We start from the raw sequence: 23,966 nt of genomic DNA, 5'->3' as shown, positions 1-23,966 counted from the left end.
TTTAGTTTTGTTTAATTGCTACTTGTACCTGCAAATTTGTCAATCCCGCAACTTGTTTGCTAGCTTCAGGATTTAGGTGAATTTTTACTTCCACTACTCGGCTGTCCAAGTTTTCTCCCGGTTGATTGCTAAACACATTTTGTTTGCTTACTTTTAACGCAATCTCTTTGACAGTTCCCTGCAACTCTCCTGAGAATGCTTGGCTAATAACCGCTGCTTTTTGTCCTAGCTTAATTTTGCTGATATCGGTTTGATAAATTTCCGCAACGACTACCATTTGGTCAGTTTTTCCTAAGTCTGCAATGCCGTCATCGCTAATTTTTTCACCAGCGCGAGTATGAATTTTCAGGATTTTTCCAGCATTGGGCGTGCGGATGGAAGCTTGATTTAACTCGGTTTGGGCGCGCTTCACTTGGGCGATCGCACTTTTGACTTCAGCTTCGGCAGCTTGCACATCCACGGGGCGCACTTCGGCTATTTTGTCAAGAGTTGATTTCGCTTCTTCTAGTTGTTCGCTACCCGTTTCTTGAATGCGTTTGAGTGTGGCTTCTGCTTCGTTAAGCTGCTGGATAGATGTCCTGTTGATGCGAGTTAAGTTTGCTTCTGCTTCGTTGATTTGTTGCTTAGCTGTATTGTTAATGCGATCGAGGTTTGCTTGCGCTTCTTCTAGTTGCTGCTTTGCCGTATTGTTAATCCGGCTGAGATTGGCTTGTGCTTCTTTAACTTCCTGGCGGCTGGTTTCTAATGTCAGCCGCTTAGTATCTCTTACCGATTGAGAGATTGCACCTTCACCCGCAAGTTGTTGATGTCGCAAGTCTTCAGCTTTAGCATTACTAGACTCAGCTTCTAACTTGTTAATTGCTGCTATTTGTGCTGTTTTTTCTCCTTGCCATTGTGCCGCTATCCGGCTAATTGTTGCCTGCTGCGCCTTCCTCTCGCCTTGCCACTGCGCCGTGATTCGGTTGATAGTTGCCTCCTGTGCGCTTCTGTCGCCTTGCCATTGCGCTTGCAGGCGATCGACTGTTGCTTCTTGTACAGTTATATTGCCTTGCTGTTCAGCTTTTAGCTTGCCAATTGTTGCTGCTTGGGCGCTAATTTCTCCCGACTTTGCCCCGGCTTTTACTTGTGCTAAACTGGCTTCAGCAACTTTGACTTTCTCTTGGGTTTCATCTAAAACAGATTTTAGTCGATCGCGCGCATCCAAAATTGCGATAACTTGTCCTGCTTTCACCCGATCGCCCTCTTTGACTAAAAGCTGGGAAATGCGATCGCCATCTAACGTCTGCGACACTCCCAAGCGAATCACTTCCCCCAGCGGTTCCAATCTTCCCAATGCCGTGATTTTCCTGGGCGGCGGCGTTTCTACGGGTAAAGGTTCAGCATTTTTAGCTAAAAATCCAAACTGAGAAATGCCGTAAATACTTGTACCAACACTAATAGCAGCGCCAGCAATTACTAATCCCATTACCAATTTATTTTTAGGCTTGATGAAATATTGAAAATTCATATTCCTCCTATATTTGCGGTTGTTTTTTTTCTAAATAAGCCAGCATCATTTCTTTTAATAAATTCGCTTGTTCCGCAAAAGAGATCCTTTCGCCTTGATAAAACCTTCTTACCAGTAATCCGTCAACATAGTTGATGATAAATATAGCAATTGCTGGATCGGAAATACCCAAGTAGCAACAAACTGCCTCTTCATAACGCTTTTCCGCTTGCTGGAGTGCCTGATTATTATCAATTTCTTGGCGCGTTTTGTGTTGACAAAAATCAAATGTAATCAAAAAATTTTTAGTAAGGTAATCTTCATTTTTCCCAATATAATCCATGATTTCTTGAATCCTTTCTCCTAGGGTTGGCGGATTTCCCAATTCTGCCAGCGCTTCTTCTTTGGTATCTTCATAGCTCAAGTATTCAATTAACTGCTCGAACAGACTTTCTTTGCTAGAAAAATAGTGGTAAAGCGTACCTGTAGAAACTCCGATTCCCAAGGCAATTTCTCGCATTGTGACTGATGAATAGCCTTTTTCGGCAAACAGCTCAAAACTTTTGTTCAGCAGTTCTTTGCGGTACAATTCGCGGTCAACTATCTTTGGCATAGGTCGATCTATCTTCTGATGTTTGATTCCAGATCCTAGGTTATCGGAGATTTAAGGGCGATCGACTAAATATTCCTATATCGAACATCCGATATAGTATAACCGAATACAAAACAGGCTTTTGGTGGCTGAGCTTGGAAAAATAAGGTATATCGAACAGTTGTTATAATTAATCTTGCACAGACTAGCGGAGCTTGTCAAGGGGTGCAGTAAAATTATTTTTAGAGTCGATTTGTCGGGGCGGGTTTAGCCCAAAATCCCAAACACCCGCAATCAATCTCCGTCCAAAACCCGCCAATCGTGCGAATCTGCACCTGAATGATTATGAAAATCCGAACCTACGAAATCGGCGACACCCAAAAAATTGTAAAACTGTTCTACGACACCGTGCACGAAGTCAATATCCGCGATTACACAAAAGCCCAAGTAGATGCTTGGGCTCCAGCCGATATCGATATTGAAAGTTGGACTAAAAGTTTAAGCAGTAAATTTACTTTCGTAGCAGAAGAAGGTGATCAAATTGCAGGTTTTGGGGAATTAGAAGTAAGCGGCCATATCGATCGCTTTTACTGTCACAAAGACTTTCAAAGACAAGGAGTTGGCAAGCTCATTTTAACAGAAATTGAGTCAAAAGCCCAAGACTTAGGACTTAACAAGTTATTTGCCGAAGCCAGCATTACAGCTAGAGCTTTTTTTGAAAGCCGGGGATTTATTGTGATTAGAAAGCAGGAAGTAGAACGGAGGGATCAAAAATTCATCAACTTTGTCATGGAAAAATATCTATAAACAACTAGCTTTTGTGTAAAATTAGATCGAAGAGTTTTGCGGAGGAGTTGTGATGGTGACGGAAGCTACAAATGTGCTGGGCGGAAAATTAGAGACTTGCTGTACGTCGCCCATGACGGGATATTATCGAGACGGAAAATGCAATACGGGCGGCGGGGATTTGGGGGCTCACACTGTTTGCGCCCAACTGACAGAAGATTTTTTGAAATACACAAAAAGAATGGGAAACGATTTGAGCACGCCGGTTCCTGAGTTTAAATTTCCGGGATTGAAACCAGGGGATTGTTGGTGTTTGTGCGCTTCTCGGTGGAAGGAAGCAATGGATGCTGGATGTGCGCCGCGCGTGGTTTTGTCGGCGACTCACGTTTTAACTTTGGAATACGTTTCTTTGGACGAATTGAAGGAACACGCTGCTGATTTGTAGTGTAAAATTTTCGAGCGATCGCTTTTACTCAATAAGGGCGATCGGGTTTTTCTGATGAACACCAAATTTATCATTCGCGAATGAAATATTTAAGTGCGATCGGGCGTCACTGTAAAGTTTTATGGTTGAGTTTGTGGTTCCCACTTACAGATAGACTCTAGTTTGAGAGGGCAGGTTTTAGGGGCGATCGGATTTCCGCTGAGTTGTAACCAAGTCAAGTTAGTTAAGGATTGCAATGGTTTGATGTCATTGATTTGATTGTTTTCGAGATCGCTCGCAGCCAGTTTAGTCAAAGATAGCAATGGTTTGATGTCGCTGATTTTATTATTGTTGATATCTAACCAAGTCAGTTTAGTCAAGGATGCTAGCGGTTTGATGTCAATAATTTGATTGTTGCTGACGTCTAACCAAGTCAGGTTAGTCAAAGATGCCAGCGGTTTGATGTCGCCCAAAAGATTGTTGTTGAGTTGGAGAGTAGTCAGGTTAGTCAAGGATGCTAGGGGTTTGATGTCGCCCAGAAGATTGTTGCCGACGGAGAGTGTAATCAGGTTAGGCAAAGATGCTAGCGGTTTGATGTCACTGATTTGACTGTTACTAATGTGGAGTGTAATCAGGTTAGTCAAAGATTGTAAAGGTTTGATGTCGCTGATTTGATTACCCCAAAGGAAGAGTGCGGTGAGACTCGAAAGTTTCTGATTAGCCGCATCGCACTCAGTAGTCTCAACTTGCCGCAACAGCACCTCAACAGTATGTTTACTTTCATAACTCAAAGAATCTTTTTCGCGACACCATTCAGCAAATGTTTTGTTTCCCGATCGCACTTCTGCTGCTTTCGCAGGCCTTCCACTTCCAGATAATGCTAGGATGGCACAGCAAGCAAGTGCGATCGACTTTGATAAATTCATGTGTTTGTTTGCAAATATAAGTGTCATAATCTTGTACCTCTAATTTTCTGAACTGTATACAACAAAGACACGGTAATACCGTGTCCCTGCAAAACAGCTATTAAAAACTCTGTCTATCCGCCTCACTCAGGTAACTTATACTGTCCCACAATCCGCTTAGCATATTCCGGCACATGAGCCTCCAACTTCTCCGGGTAATTCCGCTTCACGTACAGATAATTGCGAGTGAAATGAGAATCAATCGAAAACCGCGCATATTCCAAACCCTTCGGCCCAATTCTCTCAATAAAAACCCCCATCAACTTCGCCGCCCACATCGGCAATGTCACTCCTTTTTCGTAAGCCGGAATGCTTTGCTGAACGGCTTCTTTTCGGTTTCCCTTAGACATCACCGGCTGAGTATTTAACTGATCCGTTACCAAATCTAACATCTCTTGCCCGGTGTCATTTCGCACCACAATCCACTGCCAGCCAAAAGGTGCTCCCATGTAGCCCACAACTAAATCTGCTAAAGAATTCACATAATCAAAACAGCTCAAACAAGAAGGAGCAAAAACATCTTTCAATTCTTTAGTATTCAGCCCGAAAAACGGCACTTTCTCGCTCGAACCATCTTCGTGTTTGAAGTGAACGTTAAAGTCTTGCATAAACTCGTAAGAAACCACAGTTTCAGGAGAGCGGCTAGTCGTATCTAGGAATTTCTGTAATCCCGCGCGGCTGACATTATCGACACAGGGTGTTCCCAAAACGTAGAGCTTTTCTAAACCTAGTTGTTTTTCGACTGTTCGCAAAGCTTGAATTTGACAGCCGACGCCAATTACTAACAGCCGCTTCATCCCTGACTTCTCGATTTGTTCCAATACTGAAAGGTTGGGAGATAGAGTTGGTTTGTTGACCTTTGCTGCGAGAATCTCTTCGCGATTCCTCGCAATTATTGGCATCGGTTGAAAGCGGTCTTCTTTCGTATTTTGGACGCAGACAACGCCTTCAACAATGCCTTTTTCTAGCATTTCGATCGCAATTGAGCTGACAATTCCCGTCCACTGAGCACCTTCAATTGGTTCTTTTTTCTTGGCCGCCATCATATTTTGACTGACTCCGAAATACCAATCGTCGGGATTGTCGAGATTGCGCGATCGCCCGTGAATCTCTTCTTCTAGTTCTGCGATATGCTGAGTTAAGAAAGCGCAAGCTTCCTTGACATAATGGATATAATATGTGTCGCACAAACCGCACTCGCTACAAAGCTCTTTCGCGGGGCGGCGGCTTCCTGGTTTGAGGGCTTTAGATTTTTGGTGTTTAGTCGAATCTATGGCGGTCATCTAAATTGCGGATTTTATGGAGAAACGGCTTTTGTTAGGATATCACACCCATTCCGGCGATTCAGTAGTCGTGCTAATTAAACGTAAAATGGCGTTGGTAATCAGAAACCCCGAATCAAGGCGGACACGGGGGTACGCCCCCTACAGAAACCGGGTTTCTCTATGTTATATTTTTGGGGATGAATATTGTTACTGTTTTAGTCCTCGCAGGCGGACTTTGGCTGTGTAAGAGCGAATTGTATTCGCCCGCAATCATTATATTTATCCGGATATAACAGGATATTGCAGGAATCTACTGCCAAATAAAGGTATAAAAAAATGGTAAGATTGTTTGTGACAACAGCCGTCGCTGGCATCATGATTAATTTGGCAATTTCTAGCTTAGGATTTGCTGCTTTAGTTCGCCCGATTCCTGCGATGAATCCAACTGTTGCGGTGCTAGAAAGAATGCTGGGCGCGACACAAACGCCGGCGGCGATCGACTATTCGCGCTTGGGGATTGGCGGCGTGCGATTGGGGATGTCTGTAGAAGAGGCAAAACGTAAGTTGGGAAAACCTCAACGCGACGAAACTAAACCGGGCGGTAAGGCGATCGGGGGCAAATTTCGCACGCTAACCTACTCAAAATTGACAGTAGCAGCCTGGGATGGCAAAGTTTATTTAATTTCTACTACCAATCCCAAGTTCGTGACAATTGATGGGATTAAGATAGGAGATAACAGCAAAAAAATTGTTAAAACTTACAGTTATGGGTCGCAATCTGTGCAGGGTGAAGTGACTCGGTTGACTTACAGCAACGATCAAAAGGCTTCTAATTTGGTTTTGGAACTTAAGGGCGATCGCGTGCAAAAGATTATTATCGGCACGCAGCTCAACTAAAATATTACACAATAGTCCAAAAATTTCCGTGTACAGGTTCGCAGTCAGGACTTGAGTCCTGCTTATTTCTTAGGTTTTTCAGCCTTTCGGTGAGTTGACTGGAGGGCTTTTTCTTGATGCGCGATCGCCCAAATCTCCTTAATCCTCTTCATCATCATCCGACAATTTTGCCATTTCCTCAGCAATTTGTGTCTGAAAATCCTCTCCACAGTGCAGGTTCAGGTGAATTGCAGCACTCATGAACTCTGCTAGAATTTCAGCTTTTTGTCGATCGCTCAAATCAGGTAACTGAAGCTGATGGATTAAAGTAATAACATTTTGACACTCAGTACCCAACTCTTCAATTAACGTACTCAGCGTAGAATTAGTGACAGAAATTGTCCGATCGCTAAGTTCCATATTGATTTACATCGTTTACGGTTGTTTTTGGATGATTTAACCGCAGAGAGCGCAGAGGACACAGAGGAATAGAAGAGAGAGATCAACAAAACAATGTAGAGACGCGATATCGCATCTCTACACATATTTCAAAGTAAAGTGCGCCTCAGCGCACCCTACTAATTAGCTGTTCTGGGGAACGGGAGAAGGAACGCTCGAACCCACAGAATTACTCGACGCACCAGTCTTAGCCCGCTTCTTGATCAAGATTGGCTTGACGCTGTTTTCTCCACCAATAGGGGGATCTTCTTGTTGAGCGTAATCAGCGCCCATCCAAGCAGGACGGCTTTGATCGAAGGCCATTTGCAAAGCAGCAGCGGCGATCGCGTGGGCGTCGTATTCCTCAGACAACTGAGACACCAGAGGCAAGAAAGATGCCATCCGTTCGCCAGCCAAAGCTTCGCGAACTTTACCCTGCATCTTTTCCAACTGACGCGCTTCAATTTGTGCCCGTGTCGGAATGTTTCGTACTGTCAAGCTCGATCGCACGTGGCGTTCAATCAAACGCAGTTTGCGGCGATCAACAGGTTGAATCAGCGTGATTGCAGTTCCTTCGCGACCAGCCCGGCCGGTACGTCCGATCCGGTGAACGTAGCTTTCTACGCTATCGGGCAAGTCATAGTTAATCACGTGAGTCAAGTGATCCACGTCCAAACCCCGCGCCGCAATATCAGTCGCCACTACCCAGCGCACCTGACATTGGCGGAACCGATGCAGCAAACGTTCCCGCTGTGCTTGGTTCAAATTACCGTGATACTCGTCAACGCTGTGACCGGCCGCTTGCAGTTGGCTAGTAAGTTCTGCCGCCGACTGCCGCGTCCGCACAAAAATCAGTGCAGATTCTGGGTCTTCCATTTCTAGGATTGGCTGTAGAGCTCTTGCCTTCGACCAGCCGCGAGGAATCATGTACACGCCTTGGCTGATCCGCTTCGGCGTTGCTTTTGGCTGTTCTACGGTGACGTTGACTGGGTTGCGCAAATGGCGCGTTACCAATTTCCGAATGGAAGCTTCCATCGTCGCCGAGAAAAATGCCGTTTGACGTTCTTTTGGTGCAGCATCCAAGATTTTTTCCACATCTTGGATAAAGCCCATGCTCAGCATTTCGTCAGCTTCATCCAAAACCAGCCATTTTACCTTGTCTAGTTTCAGGCTGCCGCGGCTCAGCATATCTAATATGCGTCCGGGTGTACCGACAACGATGTGAACGCCACGCTTCAAACGCTGCATTTGGCGATCGATCGATTGACCACCGTACACCGTCAGAACTTGCAGAGAGCGACCGACTTTTACCGGGCCGTCGCTGCTGATGCCGCTCAAATCGCGGATGGCTTCAGTTACCTGCATCGCCAATTCGCGAGTCGGTGTCAGCACCAATGCTTGCACCGCAGTTACATCTAAATCAATCCGCTCCAAGATGGGCAACGAAAATGCTGCCGTTTTGCCAGTTCCTGTTTGGGCTTGACCCACAACATCGCGACCTGCTAACAGGTGTGGAATGGCTTGTACTTGGATGGGAGTAGGTTCTGTAAAGCCGAGTGTTTCCAGATGGAGAACGAGTTCTTCCGAAAGACCCAAGCCTTCAAACAATAAATTCATTAATGCTCCTAATAACGAGTCCTTAGCCTTCTAAGTTGCCCAACTCGGATGCGGATTTCTGCTATAAGGCAGGAACTCATTATGAGTTCTGTACGGTGCTGCGCCTGCGCGCACCTTTTTAAATAGCAATCGAGTATAGGGCAGCTCCGTCGATGGTGACTAAATTTACCGATTCGACAGCCGTCTTTGATTTTGTGACATCACCGATACCAACCGCCAGCGATCGGGTTATCGACTTCCAACATTCTTAAAATAGTACATTGGACTTCCTTTGAGGTACTTGCAAGCTTTCTCTCTAGGGCGTTTTATAGTGAGGATGATGACCAGCCCCACTGAACTGCACTACATAGTAGTTACAGGTTTGTTAGTTCAGGCGCTATCCCGCAATCCGTCGCCTGCGGGATTCAACAGGGGATGCAGCGACCGTTACCGCCTATCCATCTCAACACTCTTTCGGGATACCGTTGTCGTGTAGGGCGGACGGCGAAGCAATCTCAAATTCTCCCCGCTGGTTTCTGACTTTATATTAGCATAACTCTTTACATTCAGAAACAAAACAGTGAACTACCCGACGGTGACCTGCGGTACAGCACGGGCTTCCCAATTCATTGGCAACAGCCGCCAGAACTCCGTAATTCTATTGGTCTTACATTGCCTCCAAGGGCAGGAGTCCTGGTTCCCAAGACCCATACTTTTTCTGGCAACACGTACCTTTGAGCTTGGTTTTCGCTTACGGCATTGGTGGTCAAGATGTACCAATTTTATCAGAAGAATTGCTCGTTTCCTCATCCACCCCGTCGCTGTTCCACAGCACGGCTTGGAATTCGACTCGCGGGAGTGGAATCGTCAACTCACTGGCACTCATCCCGACGCGAGGCTACACTCTTAGCGCGGGGCTGATGCTGCTTTGGCGGGCGGGACAGTTCGAGCTATACTTCTACTTGACCGTAGAGGTCGTAGACATCTGAACTCGTAATTTTCACAGGTACGATCGATCCCAGCCGTGCTTCTCCTGTCACATAGACGAGTCCATCTACTTCTGGGGAAAATCTGGCGGATCTACCAATCAACTCACCTGTCTCTGGCTGTTCTTGTTCTATCAGGACATCAACTACCTGACCGACAGATTCTTGATTTTTCTTCAATGATATAGGTTGTTGTGCCGCCATTACCGAATCGCGCCAAATTTCCATTTTTTCTGCTGGCAGTTGATTTGGCAAGCTGAAGGCTGGGGTACCTTCTTCGGCGGAAAATGTGAATACTCCGACGTGATCGAATTCGTGGCGCTTGACAAATTCCAGCAAATGTGCTGCGTGTTCGTCGGTTTCGCCGGGGAAGCCAACAATAAAAGTTGTTCGCATCACGGCGTTGGGAATTGCTGCTTTGAGCCGATCGACTATAGCATCATTAATCCCAGCTTGAAAAGGTCTGTTCATCGCCCGCAGAATTTCCGGGTGCGAATGTTGCAGAGGTAAATCCAAGTATGGCAAAACGTTGGGCGTTTCGCAGATTGCCGCCACAACTTGCGGAGTCAAACCTGTAGGATAGGCGTAGTGCATCCGAATCCAGGGTACATCTACTTGGCCCAAAGCGCGCAGTAGTTCGGCTAGCTTCGGTTCACCATAGATATCTTTGCCGTAGTTGGTGGTAATTTGAGAAATTAAGATAATTTCTTTGACACCTTCCGACGCTAATTGCTTAGCTTCGGCGACAATAGATTCGATCGTGCGCGATCGTTGATTTCCGCGCAAGTGCGGGATAATGCAAAATGCACAGCGGTAGTCGCAGCCTTCTGCTATCCGCAGATAGGCGACACCTTCCGATGTCGTGCGGTAGCGGGGAGTTGTTTCGTCAGCGATGTAAGTAGGTTCGCTAGAGACGAGGGAAACTCGATCGCCCTTTTCGACCCGCTGCATCACATCGACTATTTTATGATAATCGCCAGTGCCGACAATTGCGACTGCTTCCGGCAATTCATCCAGCAATTGTTGTTGAAAATGCTGTGCCATGCAGCCAGTGATGACTACTTTTTTATTAGCTTCTGCCAATTCGACCAAAGTGCGGACTGACTCTTCTCGCGCAGCTTGGATAAAACTGCAAGTATTGACTACAACATAATCGGCCAATTCTTCATTAGAATCGACTTGATAGCCCGCTTGAGCCAGCAAGCCAATCATGTGTTCGGTATCGATGCGATTTTTTTCGCAGCCGAGGTGCGTAAATGCGATCGTTGGCTTCGTTGCCATGCAGTAATTAGTTGCTGTTGCGCTATTTTTGATGACTTTTTATTCTATCACACACCTTGCGAATTTGCAAGATATTCATTTAATTTTTTCCCTCGGATGCGATCAATAAAAATTGCAGTTTCTTTGTGGCGGCAACTTCCACAGCACAAGAGTTTTGAGACTTTTGTACCAGCTTTTTTTCAGCGGGGTCAGCTTTGAGCCGATCGATTAGCGTAGTCGTTATTCTTAGCCTTTGAGGCGGGGACGGGCGATCCACGGCTATAACCCTTGATTTTACAGCGAAGTTATTATGCTTAATTGTTAAGCATCCCAGGTAATGAACAGTCTCCAATATTAAGTGTTATTTTTTTAAAACTTAGTGAATGCTTTAACAGTAATACCTGAAATTTGAGTTAACTGGCTTGAAAAAGTGTCATAATCATCTGCTTAGGTTGATAGTTTTTCTATAGTGAATGTCGAGCAAAAATCATTGCTGTGTAATGATTTCAAATTGTATTGCTGTCCCAATCTTTTGGTTACTTCATATTCACAAGTAACAACTACTTCACCAGGATTAAATTTCTTGTTTTTATTCTGTTGCTGATAGTGAACCACAGATGATATTGAATAATTGTTCTGAAAATTTGCTACTTCTGCGTAAAATATCAAGTGAGCATTATATTTGTTACTTACCGCAGTAAACTTGGTTAATTGCGGAACATCGTTGAACATTTCTTGAAAGTAATCTCCATACATAACTTCAGAACCCCGTGTATCAAAACTTAGTAAATCCTGCTTATAAACCAAGTTATATGTAATATCAAAATAAGGCAGGATGAAAATAGCGATAGCTGTTAAAATAAAAATCAACTGGCGCTTCAAATCGTTAACAGGAAACGAATTAAGTATCGCCTTGAAAATTTCAGTTAAACCTACACCAATAACCAGAGACGCTATGGGATATAGAGGAATAATATACCAAGTGAGCTTAGTTTTGGCAAAAGAAACGATCGTGAAATACAAGGTTAAGTAGAAAAATCCGAAAAATCCCACTGTTTTCAGATTTTTTTTAACACTCAATAGACTAATCGGTAAACAAATAGGTAATAACTCGATCCACCTCATAAATCTGTCATTGTGTATCTGGTATAAATAAAATAAAAATGAACCCTGATGCTTTTCATGCACATTGAAATATCTACCTGTCAGGTCGTTGTCTACTACGGCTTTGAGATAGCCGGGATTATAAAATTCTCTAGCCATGTAGTAACTTAATACCACTCCTATCAAAATGCTCAAAGAAATATAAAGCCGAGATGAAAAGAGCAAGATTTTTAGTTTTCTTTGATAAACAGTATACAAAAAAATACCTGGCAATGGCATAAGTCCTGCTACACTTTTGGTTAACACTGCCAAGATTAAAGCAGCGGTTGCTATTGACCAATAAAAACGTTGTTTTTCTAGTTCATTTGAGTGCAAGTAGATCAAGTATGAAAGGGAATAAATAGTTATCCAAAGCACAAGCATGGCGTCATAATCTCCGCTTCTGCCTGCGTGAAATCCTATAAAAGCGGAACTGGTTATTAATACCAACCCACTCACCCATGCTATTTTCATGTCTTTCAAATATTTGGCAGAAAATATAAAAACTATAATACCTGTACTCATAGCGGATATTGCTGACGGCAACCGCAGAGAAAATGTGTTATATCCAAAAATTTTCATGCTGAGGGCTATGAGCCAAATTAACAGAGGTGGTTTAGTATTCCACATATCAGGCTTTCCCTCAAAATGCGTAACTATCAAGTCCCCATTCATCGTCATTTCCAAGGCATTTACTGCTAGTCTAGATTCATCCCACATCCGAATAGATGGGAACTCTAAACAAAATAAAAATACAAAATAGCAGGCAACGATAAATAGGAATAGATTTACTGAAAAGTGATATTTTACATATTTTTGCATCAAATATAACAGCCAGTTACCACGGGTTGATATCTGATCGGTGTTTAGCTGGAAAATTGCCACTAATAAAGCAGCATAAACAATGAGAACAATTGCTGACGCACGCCACCAAAATACTGAAGAAGTAGTGTCATATGCTTGCAACAAATTTACGATCGCTGTTTTCGCTTCTATTTGAGCAACTCCGCCTTGAACGGCGACAGTATGATAGTCTTTAGTGTTGGCAGAAGAGTTTTTATCCCAAATTTCGCAGCTACTACCACTCCGCGTTTTGGTAATTTGGAAAACATAATCAATAGTTGCACCAGCGGTTACTCGCACTTTGGCTGCGAAGTGATTTGACTGGCGTTTCATTGGCGTGTAGATAATTTTATCTTTGACTGCAGTACCTGTAGGGCCTTGGGCTTGGGGTAATGTCGCCAAGTCGTTAACTCCCCAAACGAGAAAGACTTCGCCTGCTGCGGGTAAAGAGTAGTTAATTTCCTGTGTTACTAAGGTTTGAGGTGAGGAATTCGCTGCGCTATTTGCCAAAACAGCAGGTTGCCAGCAGAAATAGCAAACTAGGAAGGCTAGAAAATAGCGCAGTAAAGCAATCAAAGACTTTGGCAACGAATCCACTGGAAGATGATCTGACCGGCTGCGGGTGAGTTTCCTGGTGTGATTTTTCATGACATGAACTCATAAAATTTCTAGAAAATCGATCGTAGGAATTACGAACTCAACCTTTCAGCATTACTTTTTCAATAAGTCTATGGTATCCGATGATACATCCGGGGCGATCGCCCGACTAGCATCACCCGCAAGCACTTGCGTAGCAGACGCAGCAGTCAATTGCCCGTAAGAGTTTGCGCCCAAACCATTAACTTGACGCATCAAAGTGCCCATTTCCAAAGCACTCATCGCATAATTCCAGCCCAAATTGCTCTTAATTCCCGCCCTTTCCAAAGCTTGCTGCATCGTGTCAGTCGTCACCACCCCAAAAATCACGGGCACACCAGTTTGAAAAGCAGCCGCAGCAATTCCCTTAGAAACCTCACCAGCCACAAAATCGAAATGCGGAGTTTGGCCGCGAATTACCGCACCCAGACAGATTACCGCATCGTAGCGGCCAGAAAGAGCAGCTTTGCGCGCCACCAAGGGAATCTCAAAACATCCCGGAACCCAATAAAAATCAACTTGATTCCCATCAGGATTAATATCAACCCCGTGGCGCTTCAAACAATCTTGACATCCTTCCAAAAGTTTGTTGACAATCAAATCGTTAAAACGACCGATCACAATCGCAAATCGTAAAGATTCTGTTTGAGTAAAAGTTCCCTCGAAAACAGTCATAGTGTTTCTAGTTTAAATTTTAGGTTTTAGATTTTAGTTTTTTGTTGGCGAGAAGGCAAAAGTTAGAAAGCTGAAACATCTCATCTTAATCTCAAGTGCAAAAACATACAAGTTCGTCGTGCTGGCTGGACAATTCCTAGCTTCTGCCGAATGCGGAATGACTTTAAATTGCTGGTTAATGCCTTCAACCTTCTATCTTTTACCTTCTTTCTTCGATAGTCTTAGGCGAAATTAAACTACCAAAAAGTTTAAGACACCCACTGCAATAACCAGTAAGAACCAGAGACCAGAACCAGCATAAATTAGCGTTTTAGACTGATTCCAGTTTTGGGGAGAGGCATAGGCAACTGGCACACCAACAACCATCACAAAAGACAGTAGCACGAGACCTAGTAAAACCACTTGAAACAGAATTGATAACATCTTTTCTCCTTTTGATATAACCGTGCGTGGACGAGAAATAGTTTGTCATAATCTGGCAAAATATTCCAGATTATAGTTTTTGACAATTTCCAGATGGTCGATCGAGGAATTGTCGGTTGATTGATACGAAAGAGACTATACCTCTCGCAAAAATAGCTAGGACGCTGCTCAAAGCCCATCCCAAAAAAATCATTTTTTCTTGTGGGGTGGACACGCGAGCCCGCCCGAAAATTTGATTAAAAGGACTTTTGCACTCTTGTCTACTGTGCAAATTCGGGCGTTGCGCGAACAAGCGTCAGTAGCTCTTGGGATTTTTAACAATTTTATCATTGTTCGCAGCAGGACAGAAAACTGGAAAGGTTAAGTTAAAGCCCGATCGCCCGATCCGGTATCCGAGCACCAGAAATTGCTAGTGTGGGAGTGAGAGATGCGAGATTTTCGGCTATGGACTTAGTTTTGTGCCACACAACAGCAGATTTTGACAGCTTAGGCGCGGCGGTGGGACTTTGCGTGCTGCGCCCCGGTAGCAGAATCGTGCTGACTGGCGGTTGTCACCCGACGGTGCGAGATTTTTTGGCGCTACACCGCGACGAGTATCCGCTGATTGAACGTCGATCGGTCAATCCGCAACAAATTCGATCTATTAGTATAGTGGATGCCTCACAGCGCGATCGACTAGGAAAAGCCGCCGAATGGCTAGACTTGCCACACCTCAACGAAATAGCCGTTTTTGATCACCACCTACAAGCTGATTTGGACATCCCCGCCACGGTTACACAGATTGAAGCAGTTGGCGCAACCACCACATTAATTGTCGAAAAACTGCGCGAAAAACTCAAAAATGCAGCAGAAAATGGCGATACAGTATCCCAGCTTTTACCTTCGGAAGCCACAGTCATGGCCCTCGGTATCCACGTCGATACAGGTTCCCTCACCTTTGAGGGCGCAACTGCGCGAGATGCAATGGCTTTAGCGTGGTTAATGGAACAGGGAGCAAGTTTGCGGGTAATCGCGGAATATGTAGAACCCGGTTTGTCTCCGCAATTGCAGGATTTGCTGAGAGAAGCGTTGGAGAATTTGCGATCGGAAACCTTGCACGGTTATACAGTAGCTTGGGTACTGCTATCTACTAATGACTATGTTCCCGGACTTTCTGCACTAGCTTCTCGCTTGCTAGATTTAACTGAAACCGATGCTCTACTTTTAGCCAATGTCTATAAATTTAGCGAAAACGACCACCGCAACATCCCTGAATCGCCAGTTTCCAACCGCTTAGCTATTATCGGTCGATCGCGCATCGAAGGAACAAACCTCAGCGAATTGTTCAAACCCTTCGGTGGCGGAGGCCACGCCCGCGCCGCATCCGTAGCTGTACGAGATGTTGATCCGCTGCTGACTTTAAATCAATTAGCTGACGCGCTGAAAGCTCAAATCCCGCACCCTCCGACAGCCCGCGAATTAATGTCCTCTCCAGTGCGGAGCATTCGCCCGGAAACCTCCGTGGGAGAGGCTCACCGTATCCTCCTACGCTACGGACATTCGGGGCTTTCCGTGGTCGATGCGGGCGATCGGCTCGCTGGCATTATCTCGCGGCGCGACATAGACATTGCCCTGCACCACGGTTTCAGTCACGCCCCCGTCAAGGGTTACATGACTCCGCAGCTAAAAACGATCGCCCCGGATACCTTGCTGCCAGAAATTGAAGCTTTAATGGTCATGTATGATATCGGGCGCTTGCCAGTATTGGCAAACGGTCAACTGGTGGGAATTGTTACCCGGACTGATGTGTTGCGGGAATTGCACCAGCAAAAAGCGCGAGACAGGGGAAGCAATGCAGAATTGCCTAATTGTCCCGTGCCCGAATCGGTTGAGCAGTTGTTGCGATCACGCATCAGTCCCGAATTATGGCAATTATTGTCGATCGCCGCCAATATTGCCCAAAACCGCGGCTGGCAACTTTATATTGTAGGTGGAGCAGTCCGGGATTTACTCTTAGCTACGGATGATACACTGGCGCTAACAGATATCGATTTGGTTGTGGATGGAAAGTGCGGTTCCGACGATTCCGGTGCTGGTGTCGAGTTAGCTTCCTCGCTGCAAAAACTTTACCCCGAATCGCGTTTGGACGTTCACGGTCAATTTCAAACCGCCGCGCTTTTGTGGCCCAAAGACTCTGCTTTCGGCTCGCTGTGGGTGGATATCGCTACGGCTCGCACTGAATTTTACCCTTATCCGGCTGCAAATCCTGAAGTTGAAGCGAGTTCAATTCGCCAAGATTTGTACCGCAGGGATTTTACAATTAATGCGCTGGCTGTGCGGTTGGGTGTTCCTCGCAGTGGCGAATTGTTAGATTTTTTTTGCGGTTTGCTGGACTTGGAATCGAAGCAAATTCGAGTTTTGCACGCCAATAGTTTTATCGAAGATCCGACGCGAATTTATCGCGCTGTGCGGTTTGCGGTGCGGTTGGGATTTGAAATTGAGCCGCAGACGGAAGGATACATCCGCAACGCTTTGGCCAGCGGGATTTATTACCGAATTCAGGGGGAAAACGGCCGAGCTCCGGCTTTGGAAACTCGGCTCAAAAGCGAATTGAAATACATTTTGCAAGCTCCTTACTGGAAAGTTGCTTTGCAAATGCTGGGAGATTTGCAGGCTTTGCGCTGCATTCATCCTAGTTTGGAGTTGGATCGGGAGTTGTGGCGGCAACTGCGTTTGCTCGATCGGTGTTTGAATGGAAGGAAGAAGGAAGGTTCGGCAACGGATTATGTAACGGATGTAACGGATGTAACGGATGTCAGGAAGAAGGAGGAGGGAAGTTCGGCAACGGATTCTGTAACGGATGTAACGGATGTAACGGATGTAACGGATGTCAGGAAGAAGGAAGAAGGAAGAAGGAAGAAGGAAGAAGGAAGAAGGAAGAAAGAAGAAGGAAGAGACAATTCCCAATTCCCAATTCCCAATTCCCAATTCCCAATTCCCCATTCCCCATTCCCCATTATCAATATTCCCGATTGGCAGATGCGGCTGGAAGTTTTGATAGCTTATTTAGCACCGGAATATCGCGGCAAGGTGGCTGCAAATCTTCAGTTACCCGCTGACAGCATTAAGCGGTTGGAAGTGTTGGAAGCGGGAAAGAACCAGTTAGCAGAGAATTTGCCTAAGTGCGAGTTGCCTAGTCAATTGGTATTGCTGTTGAGGAATTATGAGTTGCCGGTGTTAATTGCGATCGCCCTACAAAGTCCGCGAAAATTCCGCCGCCAAATCTGGGAATATCTCACCAAATGGGCGAATGTTGAGCCGCCTTTGAATGGCAACGATTTGAAGGCTTTGGGTTATAAGCCGGGGCCTGGGTTTAAACGAATGTTGGATGATTTGTTGGCGGCGAAGTTGGATGGCGATTTGGGCGATCGGGCTGCTGCTATCTCTTTCTTAGCACAACGTTATCCTCAAACTTAGTAAGGTGCGTCAGCAGCGCGTTATTTTTGCTATAATAGATTAGCTAATTGCTGACGCACTCTACTAAAATTTAAGTTTTCAATCCTAAACAGGCTAACCAGGCGATCGCACATTATTGATATTTCGAGAATTAAGGTGAAGAAACATCACGCTCCTGCTTTAATCGCAATTGTCCTTTACAAAACATTTGTGGCTTCCCTCTTGACAGTAACTTCGATTGCTTTGCTTTTTGCATTAAAAAATCATCAAGTCTTAGAAGAGTTTTCGCAATCTTATTTGTGAGAAAGCAAACTCAAAATTATTGAATTCATCTTAGACAAACTTTTAATTCTCAAGCCTAAAAACTTACTGCTTAGCGGACTTGCCGCAGCACTTTATGCAGTGTTAACTGCTGTTGAAGCCGTTGGTTTGTGGTACGAAAAAGACTGGGCAACCATCTTAGTTTTAGTGCTGGTAAGCATCAGTATACCCCCTGAAATATATGAATTAGTTCACGGGGTCACGGTACTTAAGTTAGCGGTATTTATCACAAATGTAGCCATCTTATGGTATTTGCTCCACCATTGGCCGAAGCATGGTAAAGGAGCTTAAAGTTTTGATTATTCAGAGGAAACTCACTGGATTTTATAAATGTCAGCATTTTCCATTTTAATTTCATAAAACGGCTGATCAGTCAAATAAAAACCTCAATCTTTACAAAAATTTTGTGATTGTAAAGATTCGATAAAGCTACGAGGGGTTATACCCCCTATGAGTTATAGTGACATATATATAGATGCACCCTGATGGTTTTCCCGTTCCACAAGAGCGGGATTTTTATTGGAAAAATATTGTATTAAGTTTTAAGACTCCTGGTAGAGATAGAATTGGTGGAAAACTTCAATAAAACGATCGCCAGATGCAAAAATAGCACAGCTAAAGCAAAAACGATGGTTCGGAGCGATCAAACATCCGCCCTAACTCTGCGAAATAACCCAAAGAGGTTAGCATAGTTTGGGAAACGGCATCAACTGAAGATCAACTTAGCGTTCACAACAGCCCTGCAATAGGGTGAAGACACCATTGCGACTTTAGGCAGAGAGGGTTCGGCATCACTTACCGAGCTACCCACATTCATTTAAACTGAGATGTTGCACGATTTTCAATTACTTGTTTAGGAACAGGCTTTCCGGCCTGTTCCACAATAAAATTCATCTCTTGTGGAACAGGCCGGAAAGCCTGTTCTTGACAATGGTGCAAGATGTAAGTTTAAACAGAGATGTTGCACCATTTTCAATGCCAAAGATAAGCTGTTGTGCATTGAAATTGTGTGTTGAGGGCGGGCTTTCCTACCAACCGCACAATAGCGAAAGTTTATTTGACCATGCAATTTAAAGGCGGATTAGCTTAACAGCTAGAATTAATAGTTTATTTTGCTCTAATTTTTGAAGCTTTATGGATTAAGAAGATTTCACTCATGATGTTAGGTCAATTTTCAGGAATCCCCAACTGGATGATGCTTAGTTACACAAGATTTTAAGTTTTTTTACAAAGTCTTGTCTCCGACAATCAACCCTCTTTGTCACTTAAGCAGTGCATTGGCAAGTTGGGGTAACGAATGTGGGTTAGAAAACACTTAAAAACCCGGTTTCTTCTTAAAGAAATCGGGTTTCTGAAATCGATACCCAAGAGCGATTTACTGTCTAGAATAAGCGAAAAATAAAAGGGTAGCGGTAGGGTTGGTTGGGATCTTTTAAAATCTGGAGAATCGCCAAGATTGTCAGTCCCCAATGCAGCAGATAACCGATTGGTATTAGGAAAAAGCCTGCCAAACCTAAAGTCAGGAAAGTTACCACCCCAATAATGGTGGTGTACAGCCAGACGTTGAAGTGAAAATTGATGGCTTCGGTGGCGTTTTCTTTGACAACGGGGTCATCTGATACTAATAATACGGCGATCGGCACTCCGATCGACAACCCTAACGTACTCAAAAAAATAGCCCCGTGGCACAGCAGTGATAGCAGCTTTCGCTTGTCGGAGTCGTACATATTACTTGTATTCCTTGACTTTATTGATAATTTTACCTTCTATAGCAACTCTAGCACAGGCTATAATGGCGATCGGGTGATGATTCCCCTACCTAATTTGTGATGACAACAGAACTCGAAACTGAACTGCTAGCTGCTGTTGAGCGCCGGCGCAACTTTGCGATTATCTCTCACCCCGACGCGGGGAAAACTACTTTGACTGAAAAGCTGCTGCTTTACGGAGGTGCGATTCACGAAGCAGGTTCTGTGAAAGCACGGCGGGCTCAGCGACACGCTACCTCTGACTGGATGGCGATGGAACAGCAGCGGGGAATTTCGATTACTTCTACTGTTTTGCAGTTTGAATATCAAAATTATCACATTAATCTGCTCGATACTCCGGGACACCAAGATTTTAGTGAAGATACTTATCGTACTCTGGCGGCGGCTGATAATGCGGTGATGCTTGAGGATGCTGCTAAGGGTTTGGAACCGCAAACTCGCAAGTTATTTGAAGTTTGTAAATTGCGACGTTTGCCTATTTTTACTTTCTTTAATAAGCTCGATCGCCCTAGCAGAGATCCTTTGGATTTGTTGGACGAAATTGAGAAGGAATTGGGGTTGCAGACTTATGCGGTGAATTGGCCGATCGGTACGGGCGATCGCTTTAAGGGTGTTTTCGATCGCAGAGGGCGCAAAATTCACTTATTCGAGCGGACTAAACACGGTTCTCGCGCGGCTGTGGATACAGTCATTGAATTGGGCGATCCGCGGATTGAGGATTTGTTGGAACAAGACCTTTACTATCAGCTTAAAGAAGAGTTGGAACTGCTGGATGAGTTAGGAACTGAACTCGATTTAGACTTAGTTCGGGCTGGGAAAATGACTCCGGTTTTCTTTGGTAGCGCGATGAGCAATTTTGGGGTCGAATTGTTTTTAGATGCGTTTTTAGATTACGCAATGAAGCCGATCGCCCGCAACAGCAGCGTCGGGGAACTTCCGCCAACTTACGAAGATTTTACCGGGTTTGTGTTTAAGTTGCAAGCGAATATGGATCCGCGACATCGCGATCGGGTGGCGTTTATTCGGGTTTGTACGGGAAAGTTTGAAAAGGACATGAACGTGACTCACGCTCGGACTGGTAAAACGGTGCGTTTGTCAAGGCCTCAAAAGTTATTTGCTCAGGATCGGGAGTCGATCGAGGTTGCGTATCCGGGTGATGTGATTGGTTTGAATAATCCGGGGGTTTTTGCGATCGGGGATACTATTTACACTGGTCAAAAGCTGGAATATGAAGGGATTCCCTGTTTTTCGCCGGAACTTTTTGCTGTTTTGAGAAATCCGAATCCTTCTAAGTTTAAGCAGTTCCGCAAAGGCGTTTCTGAGTTGCAGGAAGAAGGCGCAGTGCAAATTATGTACTCGGTTGATGAGTCGAAACGCGAGCCGATTTTGGCGGCTGTGGGACAGTTGCAATTTGAAGTTGTGCAGTTCAGAATGCAGTCGGAATATAATGTGGAAACGACGATCGATATGTTGCCCTACAGTGTAGCTCGTTGGGTTGACGGCGGTTGGGATGCGCTGGAAAAAGTTGGGCGGCTGTTTAATACGGTGACGGTGAAAGATACTTGGGGAAGGCCGGTTTTGCTGTTTAGAAATGAGTGGAATTGCCGACAGGTGGAAGGGGAGCATCCTGTGTTGAAGTTAAATGCAATCGCCCCTGTGGTGTCAGGTTTGGCTGTTAGCGAGGAGTGAGATTACCGCAGGCAAAGGACACAACATTGTTGTGTCCATACAAATGATATTTATAGCAACCCTAAATTATTCGCGTAATTATTGTAGGGGCAATCCCCCCGTGGTTGCCCGGATAGATAGGGGGTAGGCACGGGGGCACTACCCCTACAAATTTACATGAATGATTTAGGATTGCTATATTTGGCTTAAATACGCCGGATATAAGAAGTTACAATCACGGCTCTAACAGTTTTTCTAAGATGGTGTAAATGTCTTTTTTGTCACCATCTTTACGTCTCCCTAGTCCCACGACAACAACTAGAACTCGATCTTGTTCGACTTGATAAACTATAGGATAGCGCTGTCCAACAGCTCGGATGCTGCGAAATTCTGATAGGTTATCTACAAGGGCTTTGCCTTGCTTTTGTGGTTCAACTTGTAGTTAATCAATGCGATCGCGCAATTTTTCCTGTTCTCGTCAATCTTTGACTGCCTCCAACATTTCCAGTGCCAGTGGCGTAAGCTGGATCTCATATTCGATCGCATTTTCTCCGTGATTCATAGTCCCAATTTTGCTTTGGCATTTTCCCAGGAAATAGTTTCCCCTTGGCGTGCTTGGGTGATGCTTTGGCGCAATTTGGCAACGAATTCTGTATCGGTGAGAATATCTAAGGTTTCTAACAGTTCAGTCAAATGCGTGTAGCTCATTGCAGCCATAACGGGAACGCCATCTTGAGTGATGATGATAGGCTCATTGATAAGTTCTTGGGGTAGGTTTGGAAGCTGCTGCTGTGCTTGGGCAATGGTGAGTCGTTTGGACATGGTTGTACTAAAGCAACATTACTTTTAATTTAGCATTTCGGCCGAACTAACTGGTTTCCAGCCGCTGACGCTGGTAACGAGTAAATCCAAAATCTAAGATCCAAAATCTAAAATCCAAAATGGATTGACGGCGGCCCCCATCTGCGGCTACGCTTTGAAGTGAGAGGTTGCTTGCTTGTAGAGGAGGCAGCCCGCGTCGCCCAAAAATCTAGTTGCACTGCCCAAAGCTGCTGCTAACAGCAATGGACAGCATAACCGCCAAACTGGGACTAGCAGTCTGGAGGCTAACGGAGTATCTTAACATCCTCTGTAGCCGCCCTGCTATGTGTTGAAATGCGGGGCGGCTGGGTTTTTGGGTTTTTCTAGAAAACCCAAAACCAGGAGAACATATTATGTCACAGGAATTCTTGCCTGACGACAACAAATTCTATCGCCCAAATGACGACTCAGCAGCAGTATGCGAACAGGAAGTGGTGCTGTTAACGGTTGTCGGTTCGCCCAAGGGTGTCAGGGAAACCATACTCACTTTGTACCGGCTGGGATTTGCAGAAGTGGGCGATTGGAGCCCCGTACAGCGTGCCGCTAATCCGAAGCAGGTGATGAGCGTGCTGATGTCGGAAGCGGGCTGATGGTACTTCGCCGAGAAAATCTGGGCGGTAAGCTACAAGGTTAAATAGCTAAATTCGAGGGCGGGCCTTTAACGTTCAGCCCTGAGTCCGGCAGGGGTTTCAACCCCTGCCTCAAAGCAAAAGTCCTCGCTATGAGGACTGAAGAATTCATTAGTCCTCATAGCGAGGACTTTTGCTAAAAGCCCCGTGGAATTCATTCCTTGGCGGCCTTTCGGTTTAAGTTAACTGGACACGTCCTCCTTTTTAATGCCGCGTCTTTACTCCTTGCGATCGAGGTAAATGCTGAGACTATCCTCACCCAAATTATCGAGAAGTTGTTGCAGCGCGTCGCGGCTATTGCGAACCAGATCGTTGTTAGGAGCAATGGCTAAAGATCGATTAAACATTTCCAGAGCCTCTTGCCCATTCTTGAGTGCTTCCTGTTGCTCAGATAATTTTGCTTGTAAATCACCCAGTATTCTCAGTGCAATACCTTTGTTGTTGAGGACAATGATGTCATCCGGTGCAATAAGTAAAGCTCTATTGTAAGCAGCGATCGCATCTGAGTAAGACTGTTTTGCCACCTCAAATTCACTTAGCTGTGTTTGCAATTCACCCAGACTTAACAGCGCATTCCCTTTCTTGTTGAGAGCACAGATATAATCCGGTGCAATAAGTAAAGCAGAATTACAGGCAGCGCTCGCCTCAAAGTAAGACTGTTTTGCCGTCTCAAATTCACTTAGCTGTGCTTGCAATTCACCCAGACTTCGCAGCGCATTCCCTTTGTTGTTGAGAGCATTGATATAATCCGGTGCAATAAGTAAAGCAGAATTATAGGCTGCGATCGCTTCTAAGTAAGACTGTTTTGCCGCCTCAAATTCACTTAGCTGTGCTTGCAATTCACCCAGACTTCGCAGCGCATTCCCTTTGTTGTTGAGAGCATTGATAT

The 23,966-nt window shown here is 45.0% G+C and carries 20 protein-coding genes and 1 pseudogene; 8 read left to right on the top strand and 13 right to left on the bottom strand.

Annotation, left to right across the window (positions count from 1 at the left end):
* Position 1: 1 nt before the first annotated feature.
* Positions 2-1,507, bottom strand: coding sequence for an HlyD family efflux transporter periplasmic adaptor subunit (locus tag QUA58_RS07725; RefSeq protein WP_333393552.1), 1,506 nt, complete (start codon positions 1,505-1,507; stop codon positions 2-4).
* Positions 1,508-1,514: 7 nt separating this feature from the next.
* Positions 1,515-2,099: a TetR/AcrR family transcriptional regulator gene (locus QUA58_RS07720; protein WP_333393551.1), complete on the bottom strand. Its 585-nt coding sequence runs from the start codon at positions 2,097-2,099 to the stop codon at positions 1,515-1,517.
* Positions 2,100-2,423: 324 nt separating this feature from the next.
* Here QUA58_RS07720 and QUA58_RS07715 point away from each other — a divergent pair, with 324 nt between their 5' ends.
* Both QUA58_RS07715 and QUA58_RS07710 read left to right on the top strand, forming a co-directional pair.
* Positions 2,424-2,885, top strand: coding sequence for a GNAT family N-acetyltransferase (locus QUA58_RS07715; RefSeq protein WP_333393550.1), 462 nt, complete (start codon positions 2,424-2,426; stop codon positions 2,883-2,885).
* Positions 2,886-2,937: 52 nt separating this feature from the next.
* Positions 2,938-3,309, top strand: a complete 372-nt coding sequence (locus QUA58_RS07710) for a DUF2237 domain-containing protein (protein WP_333247672.1) — start codon at positions 2,938-2,940, stop codon at positions 3,307-3,309.
* A gap of 119 nt (positions 3,310-3,428) precedes the next feature.
* Here QUA58_RS07710 and QUA58_RS07705 read toward each other — a convergent pair whose 3' ends face one another.
* Both QUA58_RS07705 and QUA58_RS07700 read right to left on the bottom strand, forming a co-directional pair.
* Complete coding sequence (locus QUA58_RS07705; RefSeq protein ID WP_333393549.1) at positions 3,429-4,241, bottom strand: leucine-rich repeat domain-containing protein; 813 nt, start codon at positions 4,239-4,241, stop codon at positions 3,429-3,431.
* Between the two features lie 95 nt (positions 4,242-4,336).
* On the bottom strand, positions 4,337-5,536 hold the full coding sequence (locus QUA58_RS07700) for a Coenzyme F420 hydrogenase/dehydrogenase, beta subunit C-terminal domain (protein ID WP_333247668.1): 1,200 nt from the start codon (positions 5,534-5,536) through the stop codon (positions 4,337-4,339).
* Positions 5,537-5,869: 333 nt separating this feature from the next.
* Here QUA58_RS07700 and QUA58_RS07695 point away from each other — a divergent pair, with 333 nt between their 5' ends.
* Positions 5,870-6,415, top strand: coding sequence for a hypothetical protein (locus QUA58_RS07695; protein ID WP_333309462.1), 546 nt, complete (start codon positions 5,870-5,872; stop codon positions 6,413-6,415).
* Between the two features lie 138 nt (positions 6,416-6,553).
* Here the strand turns inward: QUA58_RS07695 and QUA58_RS07690 are convergent, their stop codons facing one another.
* Positions 6,554-6,814, bottom strand: a complete 261-nt coding sequence (locus QUA58_RS07690) for a hypothetical protein (RefSeq protein WP_333393548.1) — start codon at positions 6,812-6,814, stop codon at positions 6,554-6,556.
* A 162-nt stretch (positions 6,815-6,976) separates the two neighbouring features.
* Positions 6,977-8,449 carry a DEAD/DEAH box helicase gene (locus QUA58_RS07685; RefSeq protein WP_333247662.1) on the bottom strand — a complete coding sequence of 491 codons (1,473 nt, stop codon included), beginning with the start codon at positions 8,447-8,449 and terminating at the stop codon, positions 6,977-6,979.
* Between the two features lie 713 nt (positions 8,450-9,162).
* Here QUA58_RS07685 and QUA58_RS07680 point away from each other — a divergent pair.
* The gene (locus QUA58_RS07680) at positions 9,163-9,417 is read left to right on the top strand and encodes a hypothetical protein (protein ID WP_333247660.1); all 255 of its coding nucleotides are present in this window, start codon (positions 9,163-9,165) and stop codon (positions 9,415-9,417) included.
* Here QUA58_RS07680 and rimO read toward each other — a convergent pair.
* The 4 genes from rimO to psbZ form a co-directional block, all read right to left on the bottom strand.
* Positions 9,379-10,695, bottom strand: coding sequence for a 30S ribosomal protein S12 methylthiotransferase RimO (gene rimO, locus QUA58_RS07675; protein ID WP_332975409.1), 1,317 nt, complete (start codon positions 10,693-10,695; stop codon positions 9,379-9,381). The two genes, QUA58_RS07680 and rimO, sit on opposite strands and share 39 nt — an antisense overlap.
* Positions 10,696-11,121: 426 nt before the next feature.
* A complete protein-coding gene (locus tag QUA58_RS07670) occupies positions 11,122-13,308 on the bottom strand; it encodes a glycosyltransferase family 39 protein (RefSeq protein WP_333393547.1) in 2,187 nt (728 codons plus the stop codon).
* A gap of 63 nt (positions 13,309-13,371) precedes the next feature.
* On the bottom strand, positions 13,372-13,971 hold the full coding sequence (gene ribH / locus QUA58_RS07665; protein WP_333247653.1) for a 6,7-dimethyl-8-ribityllumazine synthase: 600 nt from the start codon (positions 13,969-13,971) through the stop codon (positions 13,372-13,374).
* Between the two features lie 231 nt (positions 13,972-14,202).
* Entirely contained in the window at positions 14,203-14,394 is a 192-nt protein-coding gene (psbZ, locus tag QUA58_RS07660; protein ID WP_106148334.1) for a photosystem II reaction center protein PsbZ, read from the bottom strand.
* 444 nt (positions 14,395-14,838) lie between these two features.
* On the opposite strand from psbZ, the gene QUA58_RS07655 reads away from it, so the two are divergent.
* Positions 14,839-17,850 carry a CBS domain-containing protein gene (locus QUA58_RS07655; RefSeq protein ID WP_333393545.1) on the top strand — a complete coding sequence of 1,004 codons (3,012 nt, stop codon included), beginning with the start codon at positions 14,839-14,841 and terminating at the stop codon, positions 17,848-17,850.
* Between the two features lie 297 nt (positions 17,851-18,147).
* Positions 18,148-18,441: a DUF2127 domain-containing protein gene (locus QUA58_RS07650; RefSeq protein ID WP_333247933.1), complete on the top strand. Its 294-nt coding sequence runs from the start codon at positions 18,148-18,150 to the stop codon at positions 18,439-18,441.
* Positions 18,442-19,532: 1,091 nt separating this feature from the next.
* On the opposite strand, the gene QUA58_RS07645 is transcribed toward QUA58_RS07650, so the two are convergent.
* Positions 19,533-19,877 (bottom strand): DUF4870 domain-containing protein, encoded by a 345-nt coding sequence (locus QUA58_RS07645; RefSeq protein ID WP_106148719.1) that lies wholly within the window; start codon positions 19,875-19,877, stop codon positions 19,533-19,535.
* Positions 19,878-19,979: 102 nt separating this feature from the next.
* On the opposite strand from QUA58_RS07645, the gene prfC reads away from it, so the two are divergent.
* Positions 19,980-21,608: a peptide chain release factor 3 gene (gene prfC, locus QUA58_RS07640; protein WP_333393544.1), complete on the top strand. Its 1,629-nt coding sequence runs from the start codon at positions 19,980-19,982 to the stop codon at positions 21,606-21,608.
* Positions 21,609-22,145: 537 nt separating this feature from the next.
* On the opposite strand, the gene QUA58_RS07635 is transcribed toward prfC, so the two are convergent.
* Positions 22,146-22,409: a type II toxin-antitoxin system Phd/YefM family antitoxin gene (locus QUA58_RS07635; protein ID WP_015177371.1), complete on the bottom strand. Its 264-nt coding sequence runs from the start codon at positions 22,407-22,409 to the stop codon at positions 22,146-22,148.
* A gap of 392 nt (positions 22,410-22,801) precedes the next feature.
* On the opposite strand from QUA58_RS07635, the gene QUA58_RS07630 reads away from it, so the two are divergent.
* Positions 22,802-23,038, top strand: coding sequence for a hypothetical protein (locus tag QUA58_RS07630; protein WP_333247648.1), 237 nt, complete (start codon positions 22,802-22,804; stop codon positions 23,036-23,038).
* Positions 23,039-23,295: 257 nt separating this feature from the next.
* Here the strand turns inward: QUA58_RS07630 and QUA58_RS07625 are convergent.
* Positions 23,296-23,966: pseudogene (locus QUA58_RS07625) on the bottom strand (tetratricopeptide repeat protein); the annotation flags it as partial.

The organism is Microcoleus sp. N9_A1 (assembly GCF_036701795.1).
In the GTDB taxonomy this organism is placed as follows: Bacteria; Cyanobacteriota; Cyanobacteriia; order Cyanobacteriales; family Microcoleaceae; genus Microcoleus.
The sequence above is the reverse complement of the archived record's forward strand: the minus strand, read 5'-3'. Positions and strand labels throughout refer to the sequence as shown.

Coding starts and splice junctions, on each gene's coding strand:
- QUA58_RS07725 (WP_333393552.1), bottom strand. CDS start 1,507: ATGAATTTTCAATATTTCATCAAGCCTAAAAATAAATTGGTAATGGGA.
- QUA58_RS07720 (WP_333393551.1), bottom strand. CDS start 2,099: ATGCCAAAGATAGTTGACCGCGAATTGTACCGCAAAGAACTGCTGAAC.
- QUA58_RS07715 (WP_333393550.1), top strand. CDS start 2,424: ATGAAAATCCGAACCTACGAAATCGGCGACACCCAAAAAATTGTAAAA.
- QUA58_RS07710 (WP_333247672.1), top strand. CDS start 2,938: ATGGTGACGGAAGCTACAAATGTGCTGGGCGGAAAATTAGAGACTTGC.
- QUA58_RS07705 (WP_333393549.1), bottom strand. CDS start 4,241: ATGACACTTATATTTGCAAACAAACACATGAATTTATCAAAGTCGATC.
- QUA58_RS07700 (WP_333247668.1), bottom strand. CDS start 5,536: ATGACCGCCATAGATTCGACTAAACACCAAAAATCTAAAGCCCTCAAA.
- QUA58_RS07690 (WP_333393548.1), bottom strand. CDS start 6,814: ATGGAACTTAGCGATCGGACAATTTCTGTCACTAATTCTACGCTGAGT.
- QUA58_RS07685 (WP_333247662.1), bottom strand. CDS start 8,449: ATGAATTTATTGTTTGAAGGCTTGGGTCTTTCGGAAGAACTCGTTCTC.
- rimO (WP_332975409.1), bottom strand. CDS start 10,695: ATGGCAACGAAGCCAACGATCGCATTTACGCACCTCGGCTGCGAAAAA.
- QUA58_RS07670 (WP_333393547.1), bottom strand. CDS start 13,308: ATGAAAAATCACACCAGGAAACTCACCCGCAGCCGGTCAGATCATCTT.
- ribH (WP_333247653.1), bottom strand. CDS start 13,971: ATGACTGTTTTCGAGGGAACTTTTACTCAAACAGAATCTTTACGATTT.
- psbZ (WP_106148334.1), bottom strand. CDS start 14,394: ATGTTATCAATTCTGTTTCAAGTGGTTTTACTAGGTCTCGTGCTACTG.
- QUA58_RS07655 (WP_333393545.1), top strand. CDS start 14,839: ATGGACTTAGTTTTGTGCCACACAACAGCAGATTTTGACAGCTTAGGC.
- QUA58_RS07645 (WP_106148719.1), bottom strand. CDS start 19,877: ATGTACGACTCCGACAAGCGAAAGCTGCTATCACTGCTGTGCCACGGG.
- prfC (WP_333393544.1), top strand. CDS start 19,980: ATGACAACAGAACTCGAAACTGAACTGCTAGCTGCTGTTGAGCGCCGG.
- QUA58_RS07635 (WP_015177371.1), bottom strand. CDS start 22,409: ATGTCCAAACGACTCACCATTGCCCAAGCACAGCAGCAGCTTCCAAAC.
- QUA58_RS07630 (WP_333247648.1), top strand. CDS start 22,802: ATGTCACAGGAATTCTTGCCTGACGACAACAAATTCTATCGCCCAAAT.